The organism is Pseudomonas savastanoi (assembly GCF_020917325.1).
In the GTDB taxonomy this organism is placed as follows: domain Bacteria; phylum Pseudomonadota; class Gammaproteobacteria; order Pseudomonadales; family Pseudomonadaceae; genus Aquipseudomonas; species Aquipseudomonas amygdali.
Genome location: NZ_CP076652.1, coordinates 2473275 through 2498238 on the forward strand (window position 1 = coordinate 2473275; position 24964 = coordinate 2498238).

General features: G+C 58.5%; 22 protein-coding genes. 11 read left to right on the forward strand and 11 right to left on the reverse strand.

Annotation, left to right across the window (positions count from 1 at the left end):
- Positions 1–257: 257 nt before the first annotated feature.
- On the reverse strand, positions 258–1295 hold the full coding sequence (locus tag KP808_RS10750; protein ID WP_122281157.1) for an ABC transporter substrate-binding protein: 1038 nt from the start codon (positions 1293–1295) through the stop codon (positions 258–260).
- 233 nt (positions 1296–1528) lie between these two features.
- Between KP808_RS10750 and KP808_RS10755 the strand changes: the two genes are divergently transcribed.
- From KP808_RS10755 to KP808_RS10785, 7 genes are all read left to right on the forward strand, one after another.
- On the forward strand, positions 1529–2344 hold the full coding sequence (locus KP808_RS10755; RefSeq protein WP_002553828.1) for a class II aldolase/adducin family protein: 816 nt from the start codon (positions 1529–1531) through the stop codon (positions 2342–2344).
- Between the two features lie 70 nt (positions 2345–2414).
- The gene (glsB, locus tag KP808_RS10760) at positions 2415–3323 is read left to right on the forward strand and encodes a glutaminase B (RefSeq protein WP_002553827.1); all 909 of its coding nucleotides are present in this window, start codon (positions 2415–2417) and stop codon (positions 3321–3323) included.
- Between the two features lie 80 nt (positions 3324–3403).
- Complete coding sequence (locus KP808_RS10765; protein ID WP_004658518.1) at positions 3404–4474, forward strand: DUF1615 domain-containing protein; 1071 nt, start codon at positions 3404–3406, stop codon at positions 4472–4474.
- A 306-nt stretch (positions 4475–4780) separates the two neighbouring features.
- Positions 4781–6592, forward strand: coding sequence for an ABC transporter ATP-binding protein (locus KP808_RS10770; protein ID WP_122258188.1), 1812 nt, complete (start codon positions 4781–4783; stop codon positions 6590–6592).
- An 87-nt stretch (positions 6593–6679) separates the two neighbouring features.
- Positions 6680–7717 carry an NADP(H)-dependent aldo-keto reductase gene (locus tag KP808_RS10775; RefSeq protein WP_058401124.1) on the forward strand — a complete coding sequence of 346 codons (1038 nt, stop codon included), beginning with the start codon at positions 6680–6682 and terminating at the stop codon, positions 7715–7717.
- Positions 7718–7784: 67 nt separating this feature from the next.
- Positions 7785–8585, forward strand: a complete 801-nt coding sequence (locus KP808_RS10780) for an SDR family oxidoreductase (protein ID WP_005733527.1) — start codon at positions 7785–7787, stop codon at positions 8583–8585.
- Positions 8578–10404, forward strand: a complete 1827-nt coding sequence (locus tag KP808_RS10785; protein WP_230018403.1) for a glycoside hydrolase family 15 protein — start codon at positions 8578–8580, stop codon at positions 10402–10404. Before KP808_RS10780 ends, KP808_RS10785 begins: the two co-directional genes overlap by 8 nt.
- Positions 10405–10452: 48 nt before the next feature.
- Here the strand turns inward: KP808_RS10785 and KP808_RS10790 are convergent, their stop codons facing one another.
- From KP808_RS10790 to KP808_RS10810, 5 genes are read right to left on the reverse strand one after another with little or no spacing between them, the layout of a single operon-like run.
- Positions 10453–11880 carry a DUF2723 domain-containing protein gene (locus KP808_RS10790; protein WP_230018405.1) on the reverse strand — a complete coding sequence of 476 codons (1428 nt, stop codon included), beginning with the start codon at positions 11878–11880 and terminating at the stop codon, positions 10453–10455.
- Positions 11881–11934: 54 nt separating this feature from the next.
- Positions 11935–12903 (reverse strand): lysylphosphatidylglycerol synthase transmembrane domain-containing protein, encoded by a 969-nt coding sequence (locus KP808_RS10795; protein ID WP_230018406.1) that lies wholly within the window; start codon positions 12901–12903, stop codon positions 11935–11937.
- Positions 12900–13640, reverse strand: a complete 741-nt coding sequence (locus KP808_RS10800; RefSeq protein WP_230018408.1) for an SDR family oxidoreductase — start codon at positions 13638–13640, stop codon at positions 12900–12902. The genes KP808_RS10795 and KP808_RS10800 overlap by 4 nt, the downstream gene beginning before the upstream one ends.
- Positions 13637–14953, reverse strand: a complete 1317-nt coding sequence (locus KP808_RS10805; protein WP_230018410.1) for an FAD-binding oxidoreductase — start codon at positions 14951–14953, stop codon at positions 13637–13639. Before KP808_RS10805 ends, KP808_RS10800 begins: the two co-directional genes overlap by 4 nt.
- Complete coding sequence (locus KP808_RS10810; protein ID WP_230018412.1) at positions 14950–16401, reverse strand: UbiA family prenyltransferase; 1452 nt, start codon at positions 16399–16401, stop codon at positions 14950–14952. The genes KP808_RS10805 and KP808_RS10810 overlap by 4 nt, the downstream gene beginning before the upstream one ends.
- Before the next feature lie 370 nt (positions 16402–16771).
- Between KP808_RS10810 and norR the strand changes: the two genes are divergently transcribed.
- On the forward strand, positions 16772–18322 hold the full coding sequence (norR, locus tag KP808_RS10815) for a nitric oxide reductase transcriptional regulator NorR (protein WP_230018414.1): 1551 nt from the start codon (positions 16772–16774) through the stop codon (positions 18320–18322).
- A 116-nt stretch (positions 18323–18438) separates the two neighbouring features.
- On the forward strand, positions 18439–18663 hold the full coding sequence (locus KP808_RS10820; RefSeq protein WP_004658504.1) for a DUF6555 family protein: 225 nt from the start codon (positions 18439–18441) through the stop codon (positions 18661–18663).
- A 22-nt stretch (positions 18664–18685) separates the two neighbouring features.
- Here the strand turns inward: KP808_RS10820 and KP808_RS10825 are convergent, their stop codons facing one another.
- Positions 18686–20104, reverse strand: coding sequence for an MFS transporter (locus KP808_RS10825; RefSeq protein ID WP_230018416.1), 1419 nt, complete (start codon positions 20102–20104; stop codon positions 18686–18688).
- Positions 20105–20471: 367 nt separating this feature from the next.
- Here KP808_RS10825 and KP808_RS10830 point away from each other — a divergent pair, with 367 nt between their 5' ends.
- Positions 20472–21728: an Nramp family divalent metal transporter gene (locus KP808_RS10830; RefSeq protein WP_057403838.1), complete on the forward strand. Its 1257-nt coding sequence runs from the start codon at positions 20472–20474 to the stop codon at positions 21726–21728.
- 61 nt (positions 21729–21789) lie between these two features.
- A complete protein-coding gene (locus tag KP808_RS10835; RefSeq protein WP_230018418.1) occupies positions 21790–23241 on the forward strand; it encodes an MFS transporter in 1452 nt (483 codons plus the stop codon).
- A gap of 8 nt (positions 23242–23249) precedes the next feature.
- Here the strand turns inward: KP808_RS10835 and KP808_RS10840 are convergent, their stop codons facing one another.
- The 4 genes from KP808_RS10840 to KP808_RS10855 form a co-directional block, all read right to left on the reverse strand.
- Positions 23250–23447: a hypothetical protein gene (locus KP808_RS10840; protein ID WP_002553811.1), complete on the reverse strand. Its 198-nt coding sequence runs from the start codon at positions 23445–23447 to the stop codon at positions 23250–23252.
- 159 nt (positions 23448–23606) lie between these two features.
- Positions 23607–23810, reverse strand: a complete 204-nt coding sequence (locus KP808_RS10845; protein WP_002553810.1) for a hypothetical protein — start codon at positions 23808–23810, stop codon at positions 23607–23609.
- Positions 23811–23873: 63 nt separating this feature from the next.
- The gene (locus KP808_RS10850; protein WP_005733540.1) at positions 23874–24362 is read right to left on the reverse strand and encodes a DUF3828 domain-containing protein; all 489 of its coding nucleotides are present in this window, start codon (positions 24360–24362) and stop codon (positions 23874–23876) included.
- Positions 24363–24600: 238 nt separating this feature from the next.
- Entirely contained in the window at positions 24601–24909 is a 309-nt protein-coding gene (locus tag KP808_RS10855) for an RcnB family protein (RefSeq protein WP_219171429.1), read from the reverse strand.
- Positions 24910–24964: the final 55 nt, after the last annotated feature.

The following is a 24964-nucleotide window of genomic DNA, read 5'->3' on the forward strand; positions in this document are numbered from 1 at the left end:
ATCATAGCAAAGGTTTACCTTGAGTTTTTACACACTCTGGGCCAAGGATGGCCCGTTGCGGCGGCCCCCGGATCAGTGACAGGGCGAAGGAACCCGACGAAGTCGGGCCGGAAACAGGAGCGAGGACTTTGCTCACTTTGGTCCCTCAAAGTGAGGCGCCGAGGGGCGAAAAGGGGACTTGAGTCTTATCTGAATCTATCTGACCTCGCAGAACCTGTGTGACGCAGAGCGTCACAAAAATGCTCTGCGTTTCACTCTCAACTGCCCTGCAACGGGGTGGCATCCTGAAAGAAGTAATCCTTCCACGACGCTGGCTTGTTCTTGATCGCGCCGACGCGGTACAGAAACTCGGCCAGCGGGTAGGTGTTCTTCGGCGTGATGGTGAATTGAAACTCCGGCTGATCAATGATCTTCAACAGTTCGGCACGGTCGATCTTCGCCTTGGTGACGCGCAGGTAGATGTCGGCGGCAGCACCAATGTCTTTACTGACGAACGCTTCTGCCTCGGCCAGCGCTTCAATGAAGGCCTTGTAGGTTTTCGGGTTTTCGTTGCGAAATTTCTCGGTGGCGAACAGTACGGTGGGAGAGTTAGGCCCCAGCAGGTCATAGGTGTTGAGCACTACATGCACGTTGGGGTTTTTCAGTTCCTGATCCTGATAAGGCGGGTTGGAAAAGTGCCCGGTCAACTCGGTGCCGCCAGCGATCAGGCTGGCGGCGGCGTCCGGGTGCGGCAGGCTCAAGGTGTACTTGTCCAGGCGTGCGTATTCCTTGTCGCCCCAGAGTTTCGCGGCGGCGAACTGCAGGTAGCGTGACTGCACTGAAACACTGACTGCCGGCACCGCGATGCGGTCCTTTTCGGTGAAGTCGGCGATGGTTTTGACGTTGGGGTTATTGCTCACCAGGTAATAGGGGAAGTTGCCCAGCGACGCGACCGCCTTGACGTTCTGCCTGTCCTTGGTGCGGTCCCAGATGGTCAGCAACGGGCCAACCCCGGCACCGGCAACATCAATGGAGCCTGACAGCAGGGCATCGTTGACCGCCGAACCTCCGGACAGTTGGGTCCAGTCCACCTTGATCTCCAGGCCGTCTTGCTTGCCGTGTTTCTCGATCAATTGTTGATCGCGCACCACGTTTAGCAGCAGGTAGACGATGCCGAACTGCTCGGCAATGCGAATTTCGCCTTCAGCCTGTGCGCTGGCGGGCGCAACCAGCGTTCCGGTCAACAGCGCAGCACCAAGCCCGATGGCCGCTGCCAGGCGGCTGAAACGGGGTAGAAACAGGACAGGTTTTGACATGCATGGCTCCAAAACGGAAACGGAATTTTCTGGAGCATATCGCTATATAAAAATTTATTTAAATAACCTTACCGAATATCAATAGACCGCCTGATGCGCTTGGGAAACCTGTATGGCAGTCATTTTTAATATTCTTATTTTTTATAATTAGCTTAGAAGTAAATGTAATTTTTAATTGATTTGTAATGCGCCTAGTCTGGCTGGCCAGTCAGCAGTCACCAAGGAGCAACATTATGAGCAACGTCAGCGCTTTGCCACTCCAGCCAGGTACTACGCCGTCGGGTGGCGGCAGTGTGCGTGACAGGGTTTCGCCGCAGGAATGGGAAGTCCGGGTCAAGTTGGCGGCGGCCTATCGGCTGGCCGCGCTCAAGCGCTGGACCGACCATATCTATACACACTTCTCGGCGCGGGTACCGGGGCCGGACGAGCACTTTCTGATCAACGCGTTTGGCCTGTTGTTCGATGAAATCACCGCATCCAATCTGGTCAAGGTCGACATCGACGGCACGATTGTCGATGACCCGACAGGGCTGGGTATCAACTACGCCGGTTACGTGATTCACAGTGCCATTCACGCTGCGCGCCATGACCTGCAAGCGGTGCTGCACACCCACACCCGTGACGGTATCGCAGTGTCGGCGCAAAAGGACGGATTGCTGCCGATCTCCCAGCACTCCATTGCCTTCTCCGGGCGCGTGGCCTATCACGGTTACGAAGGCATTGCGCTGGACCTGAGCGAGCGTGAACGACTGGTCGCGGACCTGGGTGACAAGAGCGTGATGATCCTGCGCAATCACGGCTTGCTCACCGGCGGGGTGAGTGTAGAGCACGCATTCCAGCAGCTGCATGCCCTCGAGTACGCCTGCAATATCCAGATTGCAGCGCAGTCTGCCGGCAACGCAGAGCTGGTGTTTCCGCCCCGGGAGGTCATCGCCAAAGTGGAAGAGCAGGCCAAGGCCATCAAGGACGGTAATGGTCCGGGTGTCGCCCGACACTGGAATGCGCTGATCCGCGAGCTGGAGCGTAGCGGCACCGATTACCGGGACTGAGCCTGCAACACAGTGATGCGAGGCGCCTGGGGTTGGTGTAGTGTGCGCAGCCAAAACATGGGGCGCACACATGCAAGACCTGCTGAACGAAATCCTCGATGAAGTAAGACCCTTGCTTGGTCAGGGCAAGGTGGCCGATTACATTCCGGCGCTGGGCGGGGTGCGGCCTGATCAACTGGGCATTGCGGTGTACGGCAACGACGGCCAGGTGTTCAGCGCCGGTGATGCCGAAACGCAGTTTTCGATACAGAGTATTTCCAAGGTGTTCAGCCTGGTGCAGGCCATCGGGCACTCCGGTGAGGACATCTGGCAGCGCCTGGGGCACGAGCCCTCCGGCCAGCCGTTCAACTCGCTGGTGCAGCTGGAATTCGAACGGGGCAGGCCGCGCAACCCGTTCATCAACGCCGGCGCGCTGGTGATCTGCGACATCAATCAGGCACGGTTTGCGGCACCGTCGCTGTCAATGCGTGACTTCGTTCGACGCCTGTGCGGCAACCGGGCGATCACCTCCGATTCCAAAGTTGCGGAATCCGAATACCAGCACCGTTCGCGCAACGCCGCAGCGGCCTATCTGATGAAGTCATTCGACAATTTTCATGGCGATGTGGAAGACGTGCTGCGCAGCTATTTCCACCATTGCGCGCTGAGCATGAATTGCATTGATCTGGCCAAGGCGTTCGGTTTTCTGGCCAATCAGGGCTTCTGCACTCACAGTGGCGAGCAGATACTCACCGCGCGCCAGGCCACTCAGGTCAATTCGATCATGGCCACCAGCGGTCTTTACGATGAAGCCGGTAACTTTGCCTATCGCGTCGGCCTGCCAGGTAAGAGCGGAGTAGGGGGTGGTATCGTTGCGATTGTGCCGGAGCGCGCTTCGGTCTGTGTGTGGTCTCCGGAGTTGAACGCGGCGGGCAATTCCCTTGTCGGTATGGCTGCGCTGGAAAAACTCAGCGCGAGGATCGACTGGTCGGTGTTTTAAAGCCTTCTGAAGTGAACGGTGCGGTAAATCGCGAACCTGGCAGGAGTCATGGATTGAATCGAAGGCTAAGCAAATCGCTCATGCTGAGCGTCGGGCTGCTGGTGCTGGCAGGTTGTGGCACTCAGCGTGTGCAGGAACCTGAACTGAGCCCGGAACAGGCGCGTGCGCAGATCGTGCGCCTGATGCCTGCCACTGTTACGGATCGGCAGGCTTGGGCAACAGATATCCATGCCGCATTTGCCGCGCAGAAAATTCCGATGACCACCGAAAACCTGTGCTCGGTATTGGCTGTGACCGAACAGGAGTCAACCTTTCAGGTCGACCCTGCGGTGCCGGACATGGGCCGCATTGCCCGTGCCGAAATAAACCGCCGCGCGGCGCGCTTGCATATCCCCAATGCGTTGATAGCCACTGCATTGCGCGTACGTTCACCAGACGGCAAGACCTATGGCAAACGCCTCGATTCAGCCCGCACAGAGAAAGACCTCAGCGCGATCTTTGATGATTTCATCGGCATGGTACCGCTGGGCCAGGCACTGTTCGGCAATTTCAACCCGGTCAAGACCGGCGGCCCGATGCAGGTAAGCATCGCCTTTGCCGAGAAGCATGCGGAAGATTATCCCTACACGGTGGATGGCTCGATCCGACGCGAAGTCTTTACTCGCCGTGGCGGCATGTATTTCGGCATCGCTCATCTACTGGGTTACCCGGTGAACTACACCCAGTCCCTGTACCGCTTTGCCGATTTCAATGCCGGTTGGTACGCCAGTCGCAATGCCGCGTTTCAGAACGCGGTGAGTCGTGCGACCGGCATCGAGCTGGCGCTGGATGGCGATCTGATTCGTTTCGACTCCACCTCGCCAGGCTCCACCGAGCTGGCAGTGCGAACCCTGGCTGACCGGCTGGGCATGAACAAGTCACAGATATGGAACCAGCTCAAGCAGGGCGATACCCTGGAGTTCGAAGAGACCGATCTGTACAGCAAGGTGTTTGCACTGGCGGACAAGGCAGCAGGCAAGCCCTTGCCAAGAGCCATCCTGCCCGGCATCACCCTGAAAAGCCCGAAAATCACCCGCAACCTGACCACCGCCTGGTTCGCCGAGCGCGTCGACGACCGCCGCGAACGCTGCGTACAGCGCGCACCGAAGTGAGGGTGAGTCCGGAATAAGCGATCACACATCGATTATCGTTACCACGCTCCGCGTGGTAATGCAGTTCGTGACGCTCCGCGTCACACATTAGAGCCTTGACACCTGATTCAGGCCGTACGAGATGCAGGCCTGAGCTCCGGTTACGCCTGCTGTTTCACCAGACTGAAGATGTGCGACGCAGAGCGTCACGAACTGCATGCCAACGCGGAGCATTGGCACGATAGTCATCTCAAGGCTTTGTGTATAACGATGAGCGCTTCAGTGAACTGCCCCCTATATGTAAGGCTCTTCAGGATTTTTTAACGTATGCCGGTTTTCAAACGCTTCACGTCGTTCATGCAGCAGGCCTTACGGGCCATGCATCTGGTCTGGACCACGTCCCGAGCGCTCTCCGTTGGCTTGATCGTTGCCACGCTGGTGGCAGGCTTGCTGCCCGCGCTGGCCGCCTGGCTGGGGCAGCGGATTGTCGATGCGGTGGTCAGTGCCATGCAACTGCATGCCAGCACTGGCGAGGCTCCTTTATGGCCGGTGTTGCGTTATGTGTTGCTTGAGGCCGGTGTACTGGCCCTGCTGGCCGGTGCGCAACGCGGGCTGTCGGTGCAGCAGGCGCTGTTGCGGGTGTTGCTGGGGCAGAAGGTCAATACGTTGATTCTGGAGAAGGCCCAGACCCTGTCACTGTCGCAGTTCGAAGACTCGGAGTTTTACGACAAGCTCGTGCGCGTCCGGCGTGAAGCCTCGACACGGCCGCTGGCACTGGTGACCAAATCCCTGGGATTGCTGCAAAACCTCATTTCGCTGATCAGCTTTGCCGTACTGCTGGTGCATTTCTCGCCCTGGGCGTTGCTGATTCTGGTGCTCGGCGCATTGCCGGTGTTCTTTGCCGAGGCGCATTTTTCCGGCGACGCGTTCCGCCTGTTTACCCGGCGTGCTCCGGAAACCCGTCGGCAGAACTACATCGAAACACTGCTCTCCCACGAGGGCTACATCAAAGAGGTCAAGCTGTTCGGCTTCGCGCCGCTGCTGCTCAAACGATATCGCGACACCTTTGAACGGTTGTATGCCGAAGACCGCCGCTTGACCGTGCGCCGTGATGGCTGGGGCTTTCTGCTCGGCTTGCTGGGCACTGCTTCGTTCTATCTGGCGTACGCCTGGGTGGTGGTCGATGCGGTGCATGGGCGTATTACCCTGGGGCAGATGACCATGTACCTGGTGCTGTTCAAGCAAGGGCAGGCCGCTGTGAGCAGCAGCCTGAGTGCGATCAGTGGTTTGTACGAGGACGGGCTGTACCTCGCCGACCTGTACATTTACCTCGGTCAGCCGGTCACGCCGTCTGCTGGCAGCCTGACCCAGGGTGCACTGCCCGGCGATGGCATGCGTTTCGAGAACGTCAGCTTCACTTACCCTGGCACCAGCCGCGCAGCACTGGAAAACATCGATCTGCATCTTGCACCGGGTCGTAGCGTGGCGCTGGTGGGCGAGAACGGCTCGGGGAAGACCACCCTGATCAAGTTGCTGACGCGCCTTTATCAGCCCGACCAAGGACGCATTCTGCTGGATGGCAGCGATTTGCAGGAATGGGACGAAGACGCCCTGCGTTCACGCATCGGCGTGATTTTTCAGGACTTCATTCGCTATCAGTTTCTGGTCGGTGAAAACCTCGGGGTCGGCGATACCCAGGCCTTTCACGACGAAACCCGCTGGCGCGAAGCCGCTGCGCAAGGCATGGCAGCGCAGTTTATCGAACAGCTCGACAAGGGTTACGCCACACAATTGGGTCGCTGGTTCGCAGGCGGTCAGGAGCTGTCCGGCGGGCAGTGGCAGAAAATCGCGCTGTCACGCGCCTACATGCGTCGCGATGCCGATATTCTGATTCTCGATGAGCCCACTGCCGCGCTGGATGCCGGGGCAGAAGCTGCGGTATTCGAGCATTTTCGCGAGTACGCCAAGGGACGCATGACGCTGCTGATTTCCCACCGTTTTTCCAGTGTGCGCAACGCCGAACATATCGTCGTGCTGGAGCATGGGCGGGTGCTGGAGCGCGGTGATCACGACAGCCTGATTGCCGCGGCAGGGCGCTACGCCGCGCTGTTCGATCTGCAAGCGCAAGGCTATCGCTAGATAAAAAGTGTTGCAGTCAATGACCAGTCGGCGTTTTATGGGAGCCCTGTTTCAAGCTGTATCTTTTTGAATCAAACGGAGACATCGATGCAATTTCGTAAATTGGGCAAAACCGATCTGTCGGTCAGCGCGATCTGTCTGGGCACCATGACCTGGGGCGAGCAGAACACCCAGGATGAAGCATTCGAACAGATTCGTATGGCCAAGGATGCCAAGGTCAACTTCCTCGACACGGCAGAAATGTACCCGGTGCCGCCGCGTGGCGAGACGTATACCAAGACCGAAAGCATCATCGGCGAGTACTTCAAGAAGTACGCTGACCGCAACGACTGGGTACTGGCCAGCAAGGTCGCCGGTCCAGGTCGCATGGATCATATCCGCGATGGCAATCCGCGGCTTGACCGCAAGAACATCACTGCGGCGCTGGAAGCCAGCCTCAAGCGTCTTAATACCGATTATCTGGACCTGTACCAGCTGCACTGGCCGGATCGCAAGACCAACTTCTTCGGCGTGCTCGGTTACACCCACGACCCGGATGATCAGGCCGTCGAAATCGAAGAAACCCTGTCGGTACTGGGCGATCTGGTCAAGGCGGGCAAGATTCGCCACTTTGGCCTGTCCAACGAAACGCCGTGGGGCACCCAGCGTTTTCTGCACCTGGCCGAAACCCTTGACTTGCCGCGTGCTGTCTCGATCCAGAACCCCTACAACCTGCTTAATCGCACCTTTGAGGTCGGTCTGGCAGAGATCGCCATTCGCGAACAGATCGGCTTGCTGGCCTATTCGCCACTGGCGTTCGGTGTGTTGGCTGGCAAGTACCTGGACGGTGCACGTCCGGCCGATGGCCGCCTGACCCTGTTCGAGCGCTTCCAGCGCTACAACAACCCGCAGGCGGTCAGCGCCACCGCCAAATACGTCGCGCTGGCCCGCGAACACGGCCTGGACCCTTCGCAGATGGCGCTGGCCTACGTCACCAGCCGTCCGTTCGTAACCAGCAACATCATTGGTGCCACGAAACTGGATCAGCTGAAGATCAATCTGGAGAGCATCGACGTCACGCTGTCCGATGAGGTTATCGCCGGTATCGAAGCCATTCATACCGCTCAGCCCAACCCGGCCCCATAAGCCGAACTGAACTTACTTTCAGCCTCGTCAGTCAGCACTAGTACGCTTACTCCGAGGCTGAAATTCGATGCATATCTCACTCAAGCAACAAGTCGCAATCGTTACCGGCGCCAGCTCCGGTCTGGGCGCAGGTGCTGCGCGAGCGCTGGCGGACGCCGGTGCAGCGGTGGTGATCAATTACAACTCCAAGGCTGAACCTGCCGAGAAGCTGGCTGAAGAGATTCGTGCAGCGGGCGGTCGTGCCCTTGCTGTCGGCGCCGACGTGTCGAAAGAAGCAGACGTCGAGCGCCTGTTTGCGCAGACCATCGAGCACTTTGGCGCATTGGACATCCTGGTCGCCAACTCGGGCCTGCAAAAAGACGCAGCCATCGTCGACATGAGCCTGGAAGACTGGAACACAGTCATCAACGTCAACCTGACCGGGCAATTTCTCTGTGCCCGCGCTGCGTTGCGCCAGTTCATCAAGCAAGGCATGCGCCCTGATGTGTCACGGGCGATGGGCAAGATCATTCACATGAGTTCAGTGCACCAGCTGATTCCATGGGCCGGGCACGTCAATTACGCAGCGTCCAAGGGCGGCGTCGATCTGTTGATGCGCAGCATCGCTCAGGAAGTCGGCGAGCTGAAAATTCGCGTCAACAGCGTTGCGCCGGGTGCCATTCGCACGCCTATCAATGCCGACGCACGCAAGGGCGACGCCGAGAAGGAAATGCTCAAGCTGATCCCTTATGGCCGTATCGGTGAGCCCGAAGACGTCGCCAATGCCGTGCTCTGGCTGGCCTCCGATGCCTCGGATTATGTGCACGGCACCACCCTGTACATCGACGGCGGGATGACCCTCTATCCGGAGTTCCGTGGCAATGGCTGATTTTCCCCAAGAAGCGCAAAACCGTATCGAAGACCACGGCATCATTGGCGATATGCGCAGCGCCGCGCTGATCGCCGACACGGGCAGTATCGACTTCTGCTGCTGGCCGGATTTCGACAGTCCGTCGATTTTCACCGCGCTGCTGGATACGCCCGATGCCGGGATTTTTCAACTGGCACCTGACTTGCCGGACGCCAGAAGGCTGCAGATTTACCTGCCCGACACCAATGTCCTGCAAACCCGCTGGATTTCCGAGGACGCAGTGGTGGAAGTCACCGACCTTATGCCGATTGGTGAAGATCAGGACGATCTGCCGCGCATCGTGCGCAGGGTTCAAGTGCGTTTTGGCGAGGCCACGATTCGCATGCGCTGCCGGGTACGCATGGACTACAGCCGAGCTGAAACCACCGCGCGTATCGATGGCCAGGACATCTGTTTCGAGGCCGAAGGGCAGCCAGGCATGCGCTTGTCGGCCGCTACGCCGCTACAGCTGGAGCAGCAGGATGCTGTGGCCGAGTTTCACATGCACAAAGGCCAGACCATCGAGTTCATTCTTGGTGGTATCGATGACCCGAACGTGGCCGCAGGCAAATGCTCGCGCTATTTCGACGACACGCTGAAATTCTGGCGGCGCTGGGCCGGGCAATCGCAATACAAGGGCCGCTGGCGTGAAATGGTCACCCGCTCGGCGCTTGCGCTCAAGCTGCTGACCTCGCGCAAGCATGGTGGCATTGTCGCAGCCGCGACGTTCGGTCTGCCGGAAACCGAGGGCGGCGAGCGCAACTGGGACTACCGTTACACCTGGATACGTGACGCATCATTCACCGTGTATGCGTTCATGCGCCTGGGGTACACCGATGAAGCCAATGCCTTCATGAGCTGGGTGCGCGGGCGACTAGATGACTGCTGTGAACAGACCGAGAAACTCGGCATTCTGTATGCCCTCGATGGCCACGCAGAACTGCCGGAAGACAATCTCGATCATTTGTCCGGCTACGGCGGTGCTCAGCCGGTACGCATCGGCAATGAGGCCTACAAGCAGGTTCAGCTGGATATCTATGGCGAACTGATGGACGCCGTGTACCTGGCCAACAAGTACGGCGACGCCATCTCGCACGACGGTTGGCAGCATGTGGTGCGTCAGGTCGACTATGTGTGCGAGCACTGGAACGACAGGGACGTGGGCATCTGGGAAATGCGCGGTGGCGATCAGCATTTTCTGCATTCGCGGCTGATGTGCTGGGTGGCACTGGACCGGGCACTGCGCCTGGCGTTCAAGCGCTCGCTGTCAGGACCCTTCGAGCGCTGGACCAAAGTACGCGAAGAGATCCACAACGACATCTGGGAAAACTTCTGGAACGAAGACCTGGGCCACTTCGTGCAGCACAAGGGCAGCCGCAATCTGGACGCCTCGATGTTGCTGATGCCGCTGGTGCGCTTTGTCGGCGCCAATGACCCGAAGTGGCTGGCGACGCTGGACGCCATCGAAGCAGCACTGGTGCGTGACGGGATGGTGTTCCGCTACCGCAACGATGATGATCACGATGACGGTCTGGCAGGCGAAGAGGGCGCATTCGTCGCCTGTTCGTTCTGGTACGTCGAATGTCTGGCCCGCGCCGGTCGGGTCGAGCAGGCGCATCTGGAGTTCGAACAATTGCTGCGTTACGCCAACCCGCTGGGCTTGTACGCCGAAGAATTCGACGCGCATGCTCATCATCTCGGTAACACACCGCAGGCCCTGAGCCATCTGGCGTTGATCAGTGCGGCCAGTTTTCTGGACCGCAAACTGGGCGGCGGGCAGGCGCTCTGGCAGCCTTGAGAGTGTGCGCGAACTGATCATGAATGAGAGTCAGAGGTTCATTCATGATCAGTTCGCCTGCAATGAATACCCTACCGGCTGTTCTTCCACCCGGTAGTGCTGCGTAAGTGTCCCGCAATAGCTCAACCGTGGCAGATAGACGCCATCGCTGTTCAAGGCTGCTCGAATGGCAATGTTGTCGTCGCACATGGCCAGCCTGCGACCGCCAAGCAGCCCGATAGCTTGCCCGGAGCGCATTGCGCCCATCGGTGTCCAGTCGGCGATGATTAACGCACCTTTGGGTACGACCTGCTCATACGCGCGTACGAACTGCTCGGCAGAGCGGTCGCGCAGGTAAGGCACCATGAAATAACGGATATCGTCGCGATAGGGCAGCTTCTCCTTATGCTCAGGAAAATGTATGACTCCGTTTGCGTACAGTGAATACGCCAACAGAATCACTGTCGGCGAGGACAATACCGAGAGATTGAGCAAGATGCCGCGTGTCGAATTGCGTGGCAAAACCCGCCGCAGGTGGATCATGCCGATGATGCTCAGCATCGCCACGCCGGGTAGAAAAAAGGTGAAACGGTCGGTCACGTTATAGGAAATGGCAAAAACCAGATTCAACAGCGCCGCACTCCACAACAACCGCAGCCGACTCTCCTTGGGAAACAGCAGCAGCCCCGCCAACTGCGGCCCTATCAGTGACAGCAGCACCAGTATGGCTGCGTTCCTTTCCTCCAAGAATTCGTCGAAACGCAACAGGCTGCCTTCCCACTCCGGCCCCGCAACGGTTGCGGAGGCTCCGGTCAGGTAACGCCGCGCAATATCCAGCAGACCCATTCCGCTGTTCAGGTCATTGAACAGCGCAACAGCGGCTGCCGCGAAGCCGAGCATGAAGCCGGGCAGGGTGATCAAAACGCGCGCCTTATGCAGGTACAGCACATGCAGGTACAGCGGCAGCAGGACCACGAAGGTCAGTTGATGAGTCGAGGCCGCCATTCCAGTCAGCACGCCAATCATGAACAGCTTTTTCAGCGGCGTCAGACGCTTGCTGTCATTGAACTGCAGTGTATAAGCCAGCAGTACGAACAGCGTGTGCAGCAGGTAAACCTCTGCTTTGGTCGACACCCAGAATATCCCGTGCGCCAATACCGTTGCTGCGCCAGCGAGTACGGCCTGACGTGGCCCGGCGCCGAGGCTTTGCGCCAGTCGATAGACGATCCATGCCAACGGCAGGAGCAGTAACGAATTCAGCAGGCTGAGCGCAGGTGAGCCGAACAGTGTGAAGAATACCGAGTTGAGCAGTTGATAAAGCGGATGTTCCAGCGGTCCGAGCGACTGGCTGAAATAATCGCCCTCGCGGGCGTTGGCCAGAAACATGCCATTGTCCATCCATTGCACCGGCCCGCTGGAGGCCAGAAAACTTGCGGCGATGGCGGCACCTAGCAGAAACAGGGGTATGGCAATCGAGGTGCGCGAATCGGGTGGCATTGAACAGCTCCTCCGTGAGGTGAACATAAGATGGCGGGTGCCTGTTTTACTGCCTCAAGGCTGACGCCCCGGTGGTGTTGCAGCGTTGAACCGGGAAAGCATCACGGCACCGATCGCCACCGCGAACCACAGGGTCGCCAGACGTATCAGCAGCGTGGCGGCAATCGCGTCAGCACCGGGCATGCCTTTGAACATCAGCAGTCCGACCATCACTGCTTCGGCACTGCCCAGTCCACCCGGCATGAAGCTCAACGCTCCGGCGAGCATTGCCAGTGCATAGGTGAACACGGCAAACGTCAGTGGGATCTGCGCGCCCATCCAGCCAAGCATCCAGTAAAACGCTAGTGCCTCGGCGCTCCAGGCAAGCAGACTGAGCAGGCTGGCGGTCAGCAACACTCTTCCGTGCAGGCATTGACGGGCGGCGAGCAGGATGTCGAACAGCTGCCGCCGCAGCCTGTGCAGTCGTGTGCTCTTCTCCGTCGGCAGCGCACCTCGCATGCGCTTCAGCAAATGACCCTGAGACAGCACCAGCAGCCCCGCCAGAACCAGCGCCAGGCCGATAAAAATCATGGGTTGCGCCTGCGGGTACCACGACAGACCGAACAGCGTCAGCAGCACGATGGCCAGCAGATCGGACAGGCGTTCGCTGAAAAATGCAGCAAAACTTTGTGGGTACGGTACGCCCAGCGGCCTGAGCAATACGCCACGCAGTGCTTCGCCGGCCTTGCCGGGCGTGGTTGTCAGGGCGAAGCCGGCCAGGTAGATCCGCAGGCTTTGCCGCCAGGCAAGCGGATGCCCCAGCACCTCAAGGTAAAGCTGCCAGCGTCCGAAGCGCAGCGCGTAGTTGATTGCCGACATCAGCAAGACCAAGCCAATGCCCTGCACCCCGACCTTGCCGGTTGCTGCGCTGACTGCCTGCCAACCGCCCCACAGGGAAAATCCCAGATAGCCCAGTGCCGAGACGACGACCGACAGCAGCACTGCCCGATAGCGCCAGCCTGACAGCAGCGGCATGTCGCTCAAAGGTCGAGCCTTTTGAATAATGGCTGTGGAATCGTGCGAATCACCCACATGATCCATGCCCAGAAGCCCGGCGCATAAAGGCTTGTAGACCGGCGCGCGATGCCCTTGACGATGCGCTCGGCAACAGCTGCCGGTTGCGCAACCAGCAAGGCAGGCAACGGCAGGCCGTGGGTCATGGGCGTGTCGACAAAACCCGGCTTGATGGTCACTACGTGTACGCCGAGTTTGAACATCCGCGCCTGCAACCCGTCGCAGAACGTCGAGACGGCAGCCTTGGCCGAGCCGTACAGGTAATTGGAAGGGCGTCCTCGATCACCAGCGACGGAGGAAAGCACTGCCAGTGTGCCGCAGCGCTGCACTTCGAAATGCCTGGCCAGCAGGGTCAGCAAGGCAATAACCGATGCACCGTTGGTGATGAATTCCTGTATGGCCAGGCCTGCGTATTGTTCGCAGGCCTTCTGGTCGGGCAGGGTGCCGTGAGCCACCAGGACGATATCGATCTGCCCCAATGCAGCCAGACAGCCGGCCAGCATCGCCGGGTGCTCCGAAAAGTGAGTAACGTCCAGACGGTGTGTGTCGATACGTCCGGCACCGCGCGCCTTGAGATCGACTGCATTGCTGTCGAGCTTCTCCATGTCGCGCGCCACCAGAAAAAAATCACAGCCCTGCGCAGCCCAGAGTCGGGCACAGGCGTGGGCGATGGCTGATGTCGCGCCGATGATCAGAATTTTTTTCATGGCATCACTCGTTTCCAGAAGCGGGACATCAAGGAAGGGTCACGCAGGGCTTCCAGTTGCTCCCAGGCTGGATAGGCCTGGCGGAAATCGCTCCCGGTCATGTGTGCATCTTTTGCCGGATATAGACGTCCACCCGCCTCACGGACAATGGCATCCAGGCGTGGGAACAGTGTTTCGGCCAGCTCGCGCGTCTGCGAAAAATCCAGTGCCAGCGAAGTACCCGGCATCGGGAAGGACAGCAGCCCCGGCGAAGCGATATCGCCGCAGCGCTTGAGTACCGCAAGGAATGAACCCCGGCCCGATGCAGCAATCGCATCGAGCAGCAGTTGCATGGCCTTGGGCGCGCAATGCTCGGGGATCACGCACTGATATTGCTGAAACCCTTTGCGACCATAAAGACGATTCCAGTGCTGGATGCGATCCAGCGGGTAGAAGAACGCTTCGCACGCGCTGCGGTGGGCCTTGGCCTGTTGTGGATGGGCGTGCCAGTAGATCGAATTGAATGCACGCAAGGACAGATGGTTGACCAGTGAAAGCGGGGCAATGAACGGTATGCTCAGACGCTTGGGCGCATCGACCGTTAGCGACCCGTAACGAGCGTGGTCGCCGACGATGTACACGCCACGGCCGCTATTGCTGCCTTGCGCCAGGCAATCAATCCAGGCCACGCTGTATTCGTGCTGCGCGTCCAGCTCGTGCGACAGGGTAAAAAATTCTGCCAGATTGGCGAAGCGCACCACCGTGCTGTTGATCTGACTGGTACGGATCGACATCAATTGCAGCTCGACCCGACTGATAACGCCGGTCAAGCCCAGGCCGCCGATGCTGGCAGCGAAAAACAAAGGGTTTTCCACGGCCGAACAAACCATCGGCGGCTCGCCATGACGGATCAATTCGAAACGCATGACATGACAGCCGAAGGTGCCGCGTAGATGATGATTCTTGCCGTGCACGTCGTTGGCAAGTGCGCCGCCTATCGTCACAAACTGCGTGCCCGGTGTGACCGGTAGAAACCAGCCGCGCGGGATTGCTGCCGCCAGCAGTTGTGACAGGGTCATGCCTGCTTCCAGTTGCACCACGCCGTTCTGCCAGTCTGCGGCGATGAAGCGATCCAGCTTGCGCATGTCCAGTACGTGACCACTGCTGGCCAGACAACTGTCGCCGTAGCTACGGCCGTTGCCGAACGGCAGGCTGGTGTGATGGTGCGCAAGTGTTTCCGAGATGTGCGCCGGCAAGCGATTTACCGCCTCACAGTCATGACCTTGCTGGGCAACCTGCGGGTAGCGCCCCCAGGAGTAGAGAGGCGCGCTCATGCGGCGATCCAGAACACCAGCAGGAACAGAAAACCGATCCCCTGGCTGATCCGGTCGCGGATTGCGAAAACTACCGGGTCCTCGTTCATCTGGCCGCGATGGGTGAGCATCCAGATCCGCGTGATCCAGAACAACAGCAACGGGCAGGCCAGCCAGATCACATGCGGATGCTGATACAGGGCAACCGTCGCGCCCTCATGGATGTAAAGCGCCAGGACCATTACCGCCAGATTGCCCGACGATGCACCCAGGGAGGCGATCATGTCCAGATCGCCCGGGTAGTAGCCGCGGCCGCGTGTCTTGACGGTCACATCGCACAGCCTCGCGTCGCGCAGTTCGGCATAGCGCTTGACCAGCGCGAGGCTGAGAAACAGAAACATTGAAAATGCCAGAATCCAGAACGTCAGCGGTAACTGAAACGCCGCTGCACCGGCCAGGATGCGCGTGGTGTAGAGCATCGCCAGAACAATGACATCGACTGCCATGTGGCGCTTGAGGTAAAGCGAGTAGACCAGCGTCAGCAGGTAATAGGCAGCCAGCACCGCCGCAAATTGCCATGGCAACATGATTGCCGCCAGGGCGAAGGCTGCTGCGAGCAACAGCGGGATCACCAGCAGGCCGGACTCGATCGGCAACTGACCGCTGGCGAACGGGCGCTCGCGTTTGCTGCGATGGTGGCGGTCATCTGCCAGATCAAGCAGGTCATTGAGCAGGTAGACGCTTGATGCGCACAGCCCGAAACACAAAAATGCGAGCAATCCGTCGAGCAGCAATTGCGTGCTCTGGACTTGGTGAGCGGCGAGCAGAGGCACAAAAAGCAGTGTGTTTTTCAGCCATTGGTGGAGGCGTAACGCCTTGTACCACGCACTGCGTCGGGACGATGTGGATTTGATCACCTGTTCGACGTTTCCTTGTGCCCGCGCCGCGCGCTCCACACCTGCGAGTGGGCTGGCGACGATGGCCTTGCGTGAGACTTTCCAGATGCACAGGTCGTCCCGGGAATTACCGATGTAATCAAAGCCGCCCTCACCATAATGGCTGACCAGCAAATCGCGTTTGCGATGGGCAGAAAGATTGGTTTTACCGTCCGAGGCCCAGACCTGATCAAACATTTGCAGGTGAGCTGCGATCTGGTTGGCAAGGGTTTCGTGAGAGGCCGTTGCCAGAATCACCCTGCGCCCGTGCTGCCGCTTGGCCTGGATATAAGCAATGACCGCAGCGTCGTAGGGCAGTAACGCAACGTCGATGTTGGTGCCCAGAGCCAGCCCTTGCTTTAGGAGCGCCTTGCCTTGTAACAGCCAGGTAAAAAGCCTGAATACCTGCAGTGGTCGGCCGCGGATAAAGGCCACCGCAGTTTCAAACAGCAAATCTGAACGCAGCAGCGTTCCATCGAGGTCGACAACCAGAGGTGTATCAACCTCAAGAGCTCTTCCTTGAGTGCCGGGCATGGACAGTTGCTCCTGTAAAAGTGAGCGCACTATGGAACAAAGCCGGACAATCGCCACATCAATAAAATTAAACGATATCCATCATTCAGCCGTGCCTGTGGCGTCAGAAAAATTAAGGGGCGGGCAACTATGACTGCATGAACGCTATTGATTCATTGATTGATCAACTCACGGAGTCTGGTGCGGAAACTGTAAAGTTAATGAGTCATTTCAAATAGCTGATTAACCCGGAGGACTCTATTCGCGCGTTGATACAAGGCGTTCGGCATAAGGTGGCAGAACGGGCGAGCCTGGATAAACATCGCGGTGACCACTTGTTCGGCATGGCGAGTCATAATGACGCCTTTGTTGACCGTCTGCCGGAGTCGTAATGACCCATCCCCTGTTGCGTGAGCTGATACCGTTGGTGTCCGACCTGTCCAGAGAACTGCCGGACGAAGAGCGTTATCGGCGTCTGCTGTGCTCGCTGCGCCACTGGTTGCCTTGCGACGCTACTGCACTGCTCAGGCTAGAGGGTGATGTGCTGATTCCGCTGGCGGTCGACGGCCTCAGTCCGGACACGCTCGGCCGTCGCTTCCGGGTCAGCGAGCATCCGCGCTTCGAGGCGTTGCTTGCGAGTGACGGGCCGCTGCGCTTTGCTGCCGATTGCGATTTACCGGACCCTTATGACGGGCTGGTCGACGGTCATGGTGCGCTGGAAGTGCATGATTGCCTGGGCTGCGTGCTGTCTGTTCAAGGGCGGCCCTGGGGGCTTATTACCCTGGATTCGCTGGACCCTTCCAGCTTTGGCAGCGTCGATCTGGATAACCTGCAGGCCTTTGCCAGTCTCGCAGCGGCAACGGTCATGGCGGGCGAGCGTATCAACCAGTTGGCGCGGGGCTTTGAAGATCAGCGTCAGTTGGCCGAGGTCTACAAGCGCGCTGCCGGTGGGCGAGCACCTCGCGAGCTGATTGGTCAGAGCGCGGTTCACCAGCGTATGCAGCAGGAGATTGAACTGGTCGGCAACAGCCCGCTGACGGTACTGGTCACGGGAGAAACCGGTGTCGGCAAGGAGTTGGTGGCCGAGTCCATCCATCTACACTCGCCGCGGGCACACAAGCCGCTGATCAGCCTCAACTGCGCCGCGCTGCCTGAAATGCTGGTCGAGAGCGAATTGTTCGGGCATGTCAAAGGCGCTTTTTCCGGAGCGGTCAACGGGCGTAGCGGCAGGTTCGAGCTGGCGGATGGCGGCACGCTGTTCCTTGATGAGGTGGGTGAGCTGCCATTGTCGGTGCAGTCCAAGCTGTTGCGTGTGCTGCAAAGCGGTCAGTTGCAACGGGTCGGTGCTGATCAGGAACACCATGTGGATGTGCGCATCATCGCTGCCACCAATCGTGATCTGGCCGAGGAAGTGCGCTCCGGCCGGTTTCGGGCGGATCTCTATCATCGACTGAGCGTCTACCCGCTGCTCGTGCCAGCACTGCGCGAGCGCGGACGGGATGTGTTGCTGCTGGCCGGCTATTTTCTCGAGGAAAACCGTGTGCGCATGGGGCTGCGTGGGTTGCGCCTGAGCGCCGAGGCACAGCGGCTGCTACTCGCGCACCACTGGCCGGGTAACGTTCGTGAGCTGGAGCACCTGATCAGCCGGGCGGTGCTCAAGGCATTGTCTGCCCATCCGCAAAAGCCGCGCATCCTGACGGTCGAAGGGGCAGCGCTGGGTCTCGACGGCTCGGCGTCTGCCACGCCACTACCCACGGCTGAAAAAGCCCTTTCAGCGGCTGTGCAGGGGGCAGGGCTCAAGGCGTCGGTGGATGCTTTTCAGCGTTCTTTGATTGTTGATTGTCTTGAACGACATCAAGGCCGTTGGGCAGAAGTGGCGCGCGATTTAGCGGTGGACAGAGCCAATCTCAATCGACTTGCCAAGCGCCTGGGTATTCGCTGATATATCCGAATGCGGATGTTCGTTGGTCGCCGATATTGAAAAAAGAATGAATTTCTTTGCAGTGAATGCAGTCACCTATACTTCAAGCCACTGCTGAAAAAAGGATCAGGCTTTCAATGGCACTTCCAAAGCATTACCGCATTGATTATCTGCTGAACGGTTCGTTCAAGAGTTTTTATATACGCACCGAGAATATGGACAACGCTGAAGCATGGCACTGTGCAAGTGTCGACGCGGGTCTTGCGCGCATACCGAAATACCGTTTGGAGAAAGTCGCCAAAGTGTCCAAACCTTATGCGGAACACTTTGGTGTCACCAATGTGGAGTGGGCTCAGGCCTGAACCCGCTCCACGCTCAGGTCACTCAACGATGGGCTATCTGCTCCAGCGCCAGATCGCGTGTACGTGGTCCGAACCGGCCAATGGTGATGATCACGATCAGCATGCTGCCAACAATGAACGCCAGTACGCCCGGTGTGCCGAAATGGTCGAGGAAAATCCCGATCAGCAGGCTGCTGAACACCGTTGACAGGCGGCTGAACGAGTAGCAAAAACCCACGGCACGTGCGCGGATGTTGGTCGGAAACAACTCACCCTGGTATGAGTGATAACTGAAGCTCAGCCATGCGTTGCAGAATGTGATCATGATTCCGCAGAAAATAAGGCCTGCTGCGCTGGTCTGGAAGGCAAACAGGCTGCCGAAGATCATTGCTCCCAACGCTGAGCCGACGATTTGCCATTTATTCTCGAAGCGGTTGGCAAATTTCACGAACAGTAAAGGGCCGAGCGGGTAGGCCAGCGTGATCACGAACGCATACCCCAGGCTGTGTGTAACACTCAGGCCCTGGCCAGAAAGCAGGGCGGGCAGCCAGTTGCCGAAGCCGAAGAAGCCAATCGCCTGGAAGATGTGAAATACGATCAGCATCAGTGCACGACGACGGTAAGGCGGTTGCCACATATCGGCGAAGCGGCCGTTGCCTGACAGCGCGACTTTCTCCGGTTCAGGTTCATCCAGCGGCTTGCCCTGGTCTTTGATACAACGTGCTTCAATTCCGTCCATGATCAGCTCGGCTTCGTCGAAACGCCCTTGCTGCGCCAGCCAGCGTGGTGATTCCGGCAGGGCTGAACGCAGCCACCAGACAAACAGCGCAAATACCGCGCTGCCAATCACCACCCAGCGCCATCCGGAAAAGCCGAAGGGTGCCTGAGGCACCAGCCACCACGACATCAGCGCCACGCTGGGAACTGACAGGAACTGGATGAAAAATGCGAAGGCGAACGCTGAGCTGCGTATACGTTTGGGCACCAGTTCCGATAGGTAGGTGTCGATGGTCACCAGCTCGACGCCCAGGCCGATGCCGACCACAAAGCGCATGCCTATCACGCCCAGGGCGGAGGTCTGCAGACCCATGATCACCGTGGCAATGGTGTACCAGATCAGCGCGAAGGTAAAAATTGCGCGGCGACCGTAACGGTCGGCAATCGGGCTGACCAGACTTGCACCGAAAAACAGGCCCAGAAAGGTCGCCGAGGCAAAGGCTGCCTGATCGGAAAAGCCGAACAGGCCCTGGCTTCCCGTGGCAAAGATCCCGTCGCGAATCAGACCGGGGCTGATGTAGGCCGTCTGAAACAGGTCGTAAAGCTCGAAAAAACCGGCGATAGACAGCAGGGCAACCAGTTTCCAGATAGTAGCAACCGCAGGCAGTCGATCAATGCGCGCCGAGATATACGCTGCCCGCAGCTGTTCGCTCTTGGGTGCACCTGTGCGAGGTGATGAGTTCATCGATGGCGATCCTGAGTTCTTGTAGAGGCCTGAATAGTACTCTTTACAATTTGTAATGAATGGTCTTTTAATGCGGTTAATGGACTCTAAAAGATTAATAATTGTTTAGTTGGTATGGTTTTTGAGTGTTTATACCGGTTTAGACAGGCTGTACGCCGTTGAGATAGCGTGTGATTAACCATGCAGCGCCAGCCTTGAAGACCAGCAAGCGTCAAAACAACAGGCATGAAGCCACCAAGCATGTATCAACATGTGTCGCAAAACCTTAGGATGAAGGTCTTGATTTTCTGCCTGTCGGGTTCCCGTGACGTACAAACTGCCCACCACTGCAACAGCCCCTTTCTGCCCCTCGGCGACCACTGACAGCGTGACCATCCCGCCGAATGCGTCCTTGCTGCGCAAGATGATGCTGTTCGTGGGACCCGGCCTGCTGGTTTCCATCGGTTACATGGACCCCGGCAACTGGGCGACGGCTATCGAGGCTGGGTCGCGCTTTGGCTATTCATTGTTGTTTGTGGTGGTGCTGGCCAGTCTGTCGGGAATGGTCTTGCAAAACCTCTGTTCCCGCCTTGGCATCGCCACCGGGCGTGATCTGGCGCAGCTGTCTGCTGCCCGCTACAGCCGTAATGTCGCCAAAGGCCAGTGGCTGCTGGCAGAGCTGTCGATTATCGCCACCGATCTGGCAGAGGTGCTGGGGGCGGCGTTGGCGTTTCATCTGTTGTTGGGCGTGTCGATCACCACCGGTGTAGCGCTGACCGCTTTCGATACCCTGATCGTGCTGGCCTTGCAGGGCGCCAATTTCCGGCGTCTGGAAGCTATCGTGCTGGGGTTGATTGCAACCATTGCCAGTTGTTTTGCCGTCGAGCTGTTTCTGATCAAGCCATTCTGGCCGGATGTGGTGGCGGGCCTGAAACCGAGCTGGGATGTACTGAGCAGCCAGGAGCCGCTGTATATCGCCATCGGTATTCTGGGTGCCACAGTCATGCCGCATAACCTTTATCTGCATTCGTCGGTGGTGCAGACCCGCGTCAATGGTGCTGATCTGGCCAGCAAAGCCACTGCCATTCGCTACGCCCGACTGGACACTATCGGTTCGCTGAGCCTTGCGCTGCTGATCAATGCGGCGATTCTGATCCTCGCGGCTGCGGCGTTTCACAAGACCGGGCATACCGAAGTTGTCGAGATTCAGGACGCTTATCACCTGCTTGATCCATTGGTCGGCGGTGCCATTGCCAGCGTGCTGTTCGGCGTCGCCTTGCTGGCGGCAGGGCAAAGTTCGACGTTCACGGGAACCATCGCCGGGCAGGTGGTGCTCGAAGGCTTTCTGCAGGCCAAAATTCCTTGCTGGCAGCGGCGCTTGATTACTCGCGCACTGGCACTGATTCCGGCGCTGATCGGCGTGATCTGGCTGGGTGACAGTTCGGTCGGCAAGATGCTGGTGCTCAGCCAGGTGGTGCTGAGCCTGCAACTGCCGTTTGCGCTCTGGCCGCTGATTCGCTTTACCAGTGATCCGCAGTTGATGGGGCCGTTCGTCAACAGTCGGTTGGTCAAGATTGCCGCCTGGGGTCTGTTCGGTCTGATCTCGGCGGCCAATCTGACGCTGCTGTGGTTCTGGGTGAGCTGAACTTGATCGCCGTAAGTCACTCTCAAACCTGACACCAATGTTCGCTGTCAGGGAGCCGGAAATGACCACAACCGATGAAAAGGGTGCAGTGTTCGAAACCGATTTGCCGGCCCGTCTGGACCGCTTGCCCTGGGGGCGGTTTCACACCTTACTGGTTGTGGCGCTGGGTATCACCTGGTTGCTCGATGGCCTGGAAGTGACCCTTGCAGGCTCGGTGGCTGGCGCTCTGAAAGCCAGTCCGGCGCTCAACCTGACCAACAGTGACGTGGGCCTGGCGGGTGCCGCGTATATCGCCGGTGCCGTACTCGGCGCGTTATTTTTTGGCTGGCTGGCGGACCGTCTCGGGCGTCGCAAACTGTTCTTCATCACCTTGCTGCTGTACGTCGGTGCCACGGCCGCCACGGCGTTTTCATTCAGTGTCTGGAGCTTCATGCTGTTCCGTTTTCTGACCGGCATGGGTATCGGTGGCGAGTACACCGCAATTAATTCGACCATTCAGGAATTTACCCCGGCGCGTTACCGGGGCTGGGTCGACCTGACCATCAATGGCACGTTCTGGCTGGGTGCTGCGCTGGGCGCGATTGGCTCGATTGTGTTGCTCGATCCGCAATGGGTAGGTGCCGAACTGGGCTGGCGCCTGTGTTTCGGGATCGGTGCGGTATTGGGCCTGCTGGTGCTGCTGATGCGTCTGTGGCTGCCGGAGAGCCCACGCTGGCTGTTGATTCACGGCCAGGCCGCGCAGGCGAAAAAGATCGTTGAGCAGATAGAGGCCGATCTTCAGCGCCAGGGCCATGTGCTGCCCGCGGTGCAGGGCAAACCCTTGCGCCTGCACGTGCGCGACCACACGCCGCTGGGGGAGGTTGCCAGAACCTTGCTGGTGACGTTTCGCCAGCGTTCGCTGGTTGGCCTGACGCTGCTGACGGCCCAGGCTTTTTTCTACAATGCGATTTTCTTCACTTACGCGTTGGTATTGACCGACTTCTATGGCGTGCCGTCCGAGCGCGTCGGTTGGTATGTGTTGCCGCTGGCGTTGGGTAATTTCTGCGGTCCGCTGCTGCTGGGCAGGTTGTTTGACGTGGTGGGGCGGCGGGTCATGATCAGCCTGACCTACGGTGTGTCAGGCGTGCTGTTGGCGATCAGTGGCTATATGTTCGAGCAAGGTCTGCTGGACGTAACCCAGCAGGCCATTGCCTGGATGGTGATTTTTTTCTTTGCTTCGGCAGCGGCCAGCTCGGCCTACCTGACAGTGGCCGAAACCTTTCCGCTGGAAATCCGCGCATTGGCGATTGCAGTGTTCTACGCCTTCGGTACGGGGCTGGGCGGGATGATAGGCCCGACGTTGTTTGGTGAGTTGATAGAAACCGGCGAACGCAGCAATGTGCTGATCGGCTATCTGATCGGGGCAGGGTTGATGATGTTCGCGGCGCTGGTGCAGTCGATATGGGGCGCGGCTGCCGAGCGCAAGTCTCTGGAGGAAGTAGCGAGGCCGCTGTCGCAGGCCGGGGAAAGGTAAATGGTCAGTTACCGGAACACGCCACGAAGGCCATCGACTGACGCACGCAAGCCGACGATCCGCTCGCTGACTTCCTGCGCTTCATGCGGGCGAGAAGTACGCTCCAGGTACAAAAGATGTCCGGCAAGATTGGCCGAGACGCGTTCAAGGTCGTCGGCGGTGCGCCTGACGTAGGCCTGGATGTCTTTCAGTTGTTCGACTTGCACGGATGGTTCCCCTATAGGTCGCATCCGAGCGCACTAAATGACTAAATGAATGGGGGCTGTGATGAACCCCCTCAATCGAATTATCGACCGCTACAGTAGCTTTCTTTAGCGTCGCAGGTAAATAAACAGGTAATAAATTTTTGCCCGCTGCCGCCCAGCCTAATCGTCTTCCTGATCGTCATGTTCCGAGTAGGAATCCAGCAACTCGGCCAATGCCAGGGTACGGTCCAGCCCGCTGCGGCTGGACATGATTTCGGCCACTGCCTGCGTGGCGGCAATTCTGGCAGCTTCGCGTTCGGCATCGGTGTTATTGGGCGTGGCGGCCTGCGCAGCCTCAATAATCGATTGCTCAAAGGTATTCATGGTGCTCGCTCGTGAAATTCAAGTGCCTGTGATACCGAGAATGACGGATTGTTTCAAGGCCGATCAATCACCTTCGTAAGGAAATTCTTCCAGGGTCTGCATCAGTGCGACACCCTGCGGCCCTTGAAGATTGTCCAGCACCCAGCAACTGCTGGCATTTTTAGTCAACAACAGACGAGTGGTCTGGCTGGTGACCGGCTGCTGCGGGGCGTCTTTGTAGCCCAGGTTGTAGGTCATCTCGACCACTGCCTGCTTGTCGGAATTGGACACCAGCTTCCAGTCGATGGGCTTCTGCACATCGCCATCCTGCGCGTCGGTCCAGGGGTTGGCGCTGACTGCGCACTGATCACCGTTCTGACAGGCCCAGTCTTTTTTCAGCAAGCCCAGCAAAGGCTTGGACAGGTAATCAGCCGAGCCTTTGCCACTGAGGTAGAAGTCCTGATGCTTTTCGTAGACCCAGCGCGCTGTATCGACCGGGGTCGCGGCGGGGCAGGCGGCCTGGGCCGTTGATGAAAGCAGGCAGGCGAAGGCAATGGCGACGGTTCTGGACATGGAGCAGGCTCGCAGAGAAGGTGGCAGTGATGTTACAGGCTGGCAACACTGCATTTGTAAGGCATGCGGACAAAAAAGCAATGGTTTTGGTTGGTGGAGGGGCTGTTTGCGACAAGCTACGCCCGCAGTGCAGCGTGCCAATGCGTGGCATTGGCACCAGGCTCGGTTGCGATGAGCCTATATATGAATCACTAGCGCCAGGCTTGTGCTCTATAGCGCTGTGCTTACTTGTTGATACTTACTTCTTCACCGGCACGATATCCATGATGTTGCCGTTGACCTTCTGAAAGCGTACGTATTTATCATTGATCTTGACCCACTCGCTTTCCTTGGCCGGTGCTTCCAGGCCTTTGCTTTTCCAGTCTTTTACTTCCAGATCGCTGCGGCGATATTTTTCCGGCACGCGGGAACCGATTTCCAGTTCATGCATGTTGTCTTTGGATTCGGCTACTTTCGGGTCCGCCGTCTCTGCTGCGTGAGCGGGCAGGGCGACGGCGGAGAAGCAGCCGAGCAAGGTCATGCAGGCGATCAACGATTTGCTATTCATGTAAAGACTCCCAGTCTTTGGTATCAGGCGATGGCTTAATGCCTCGTAACAACTG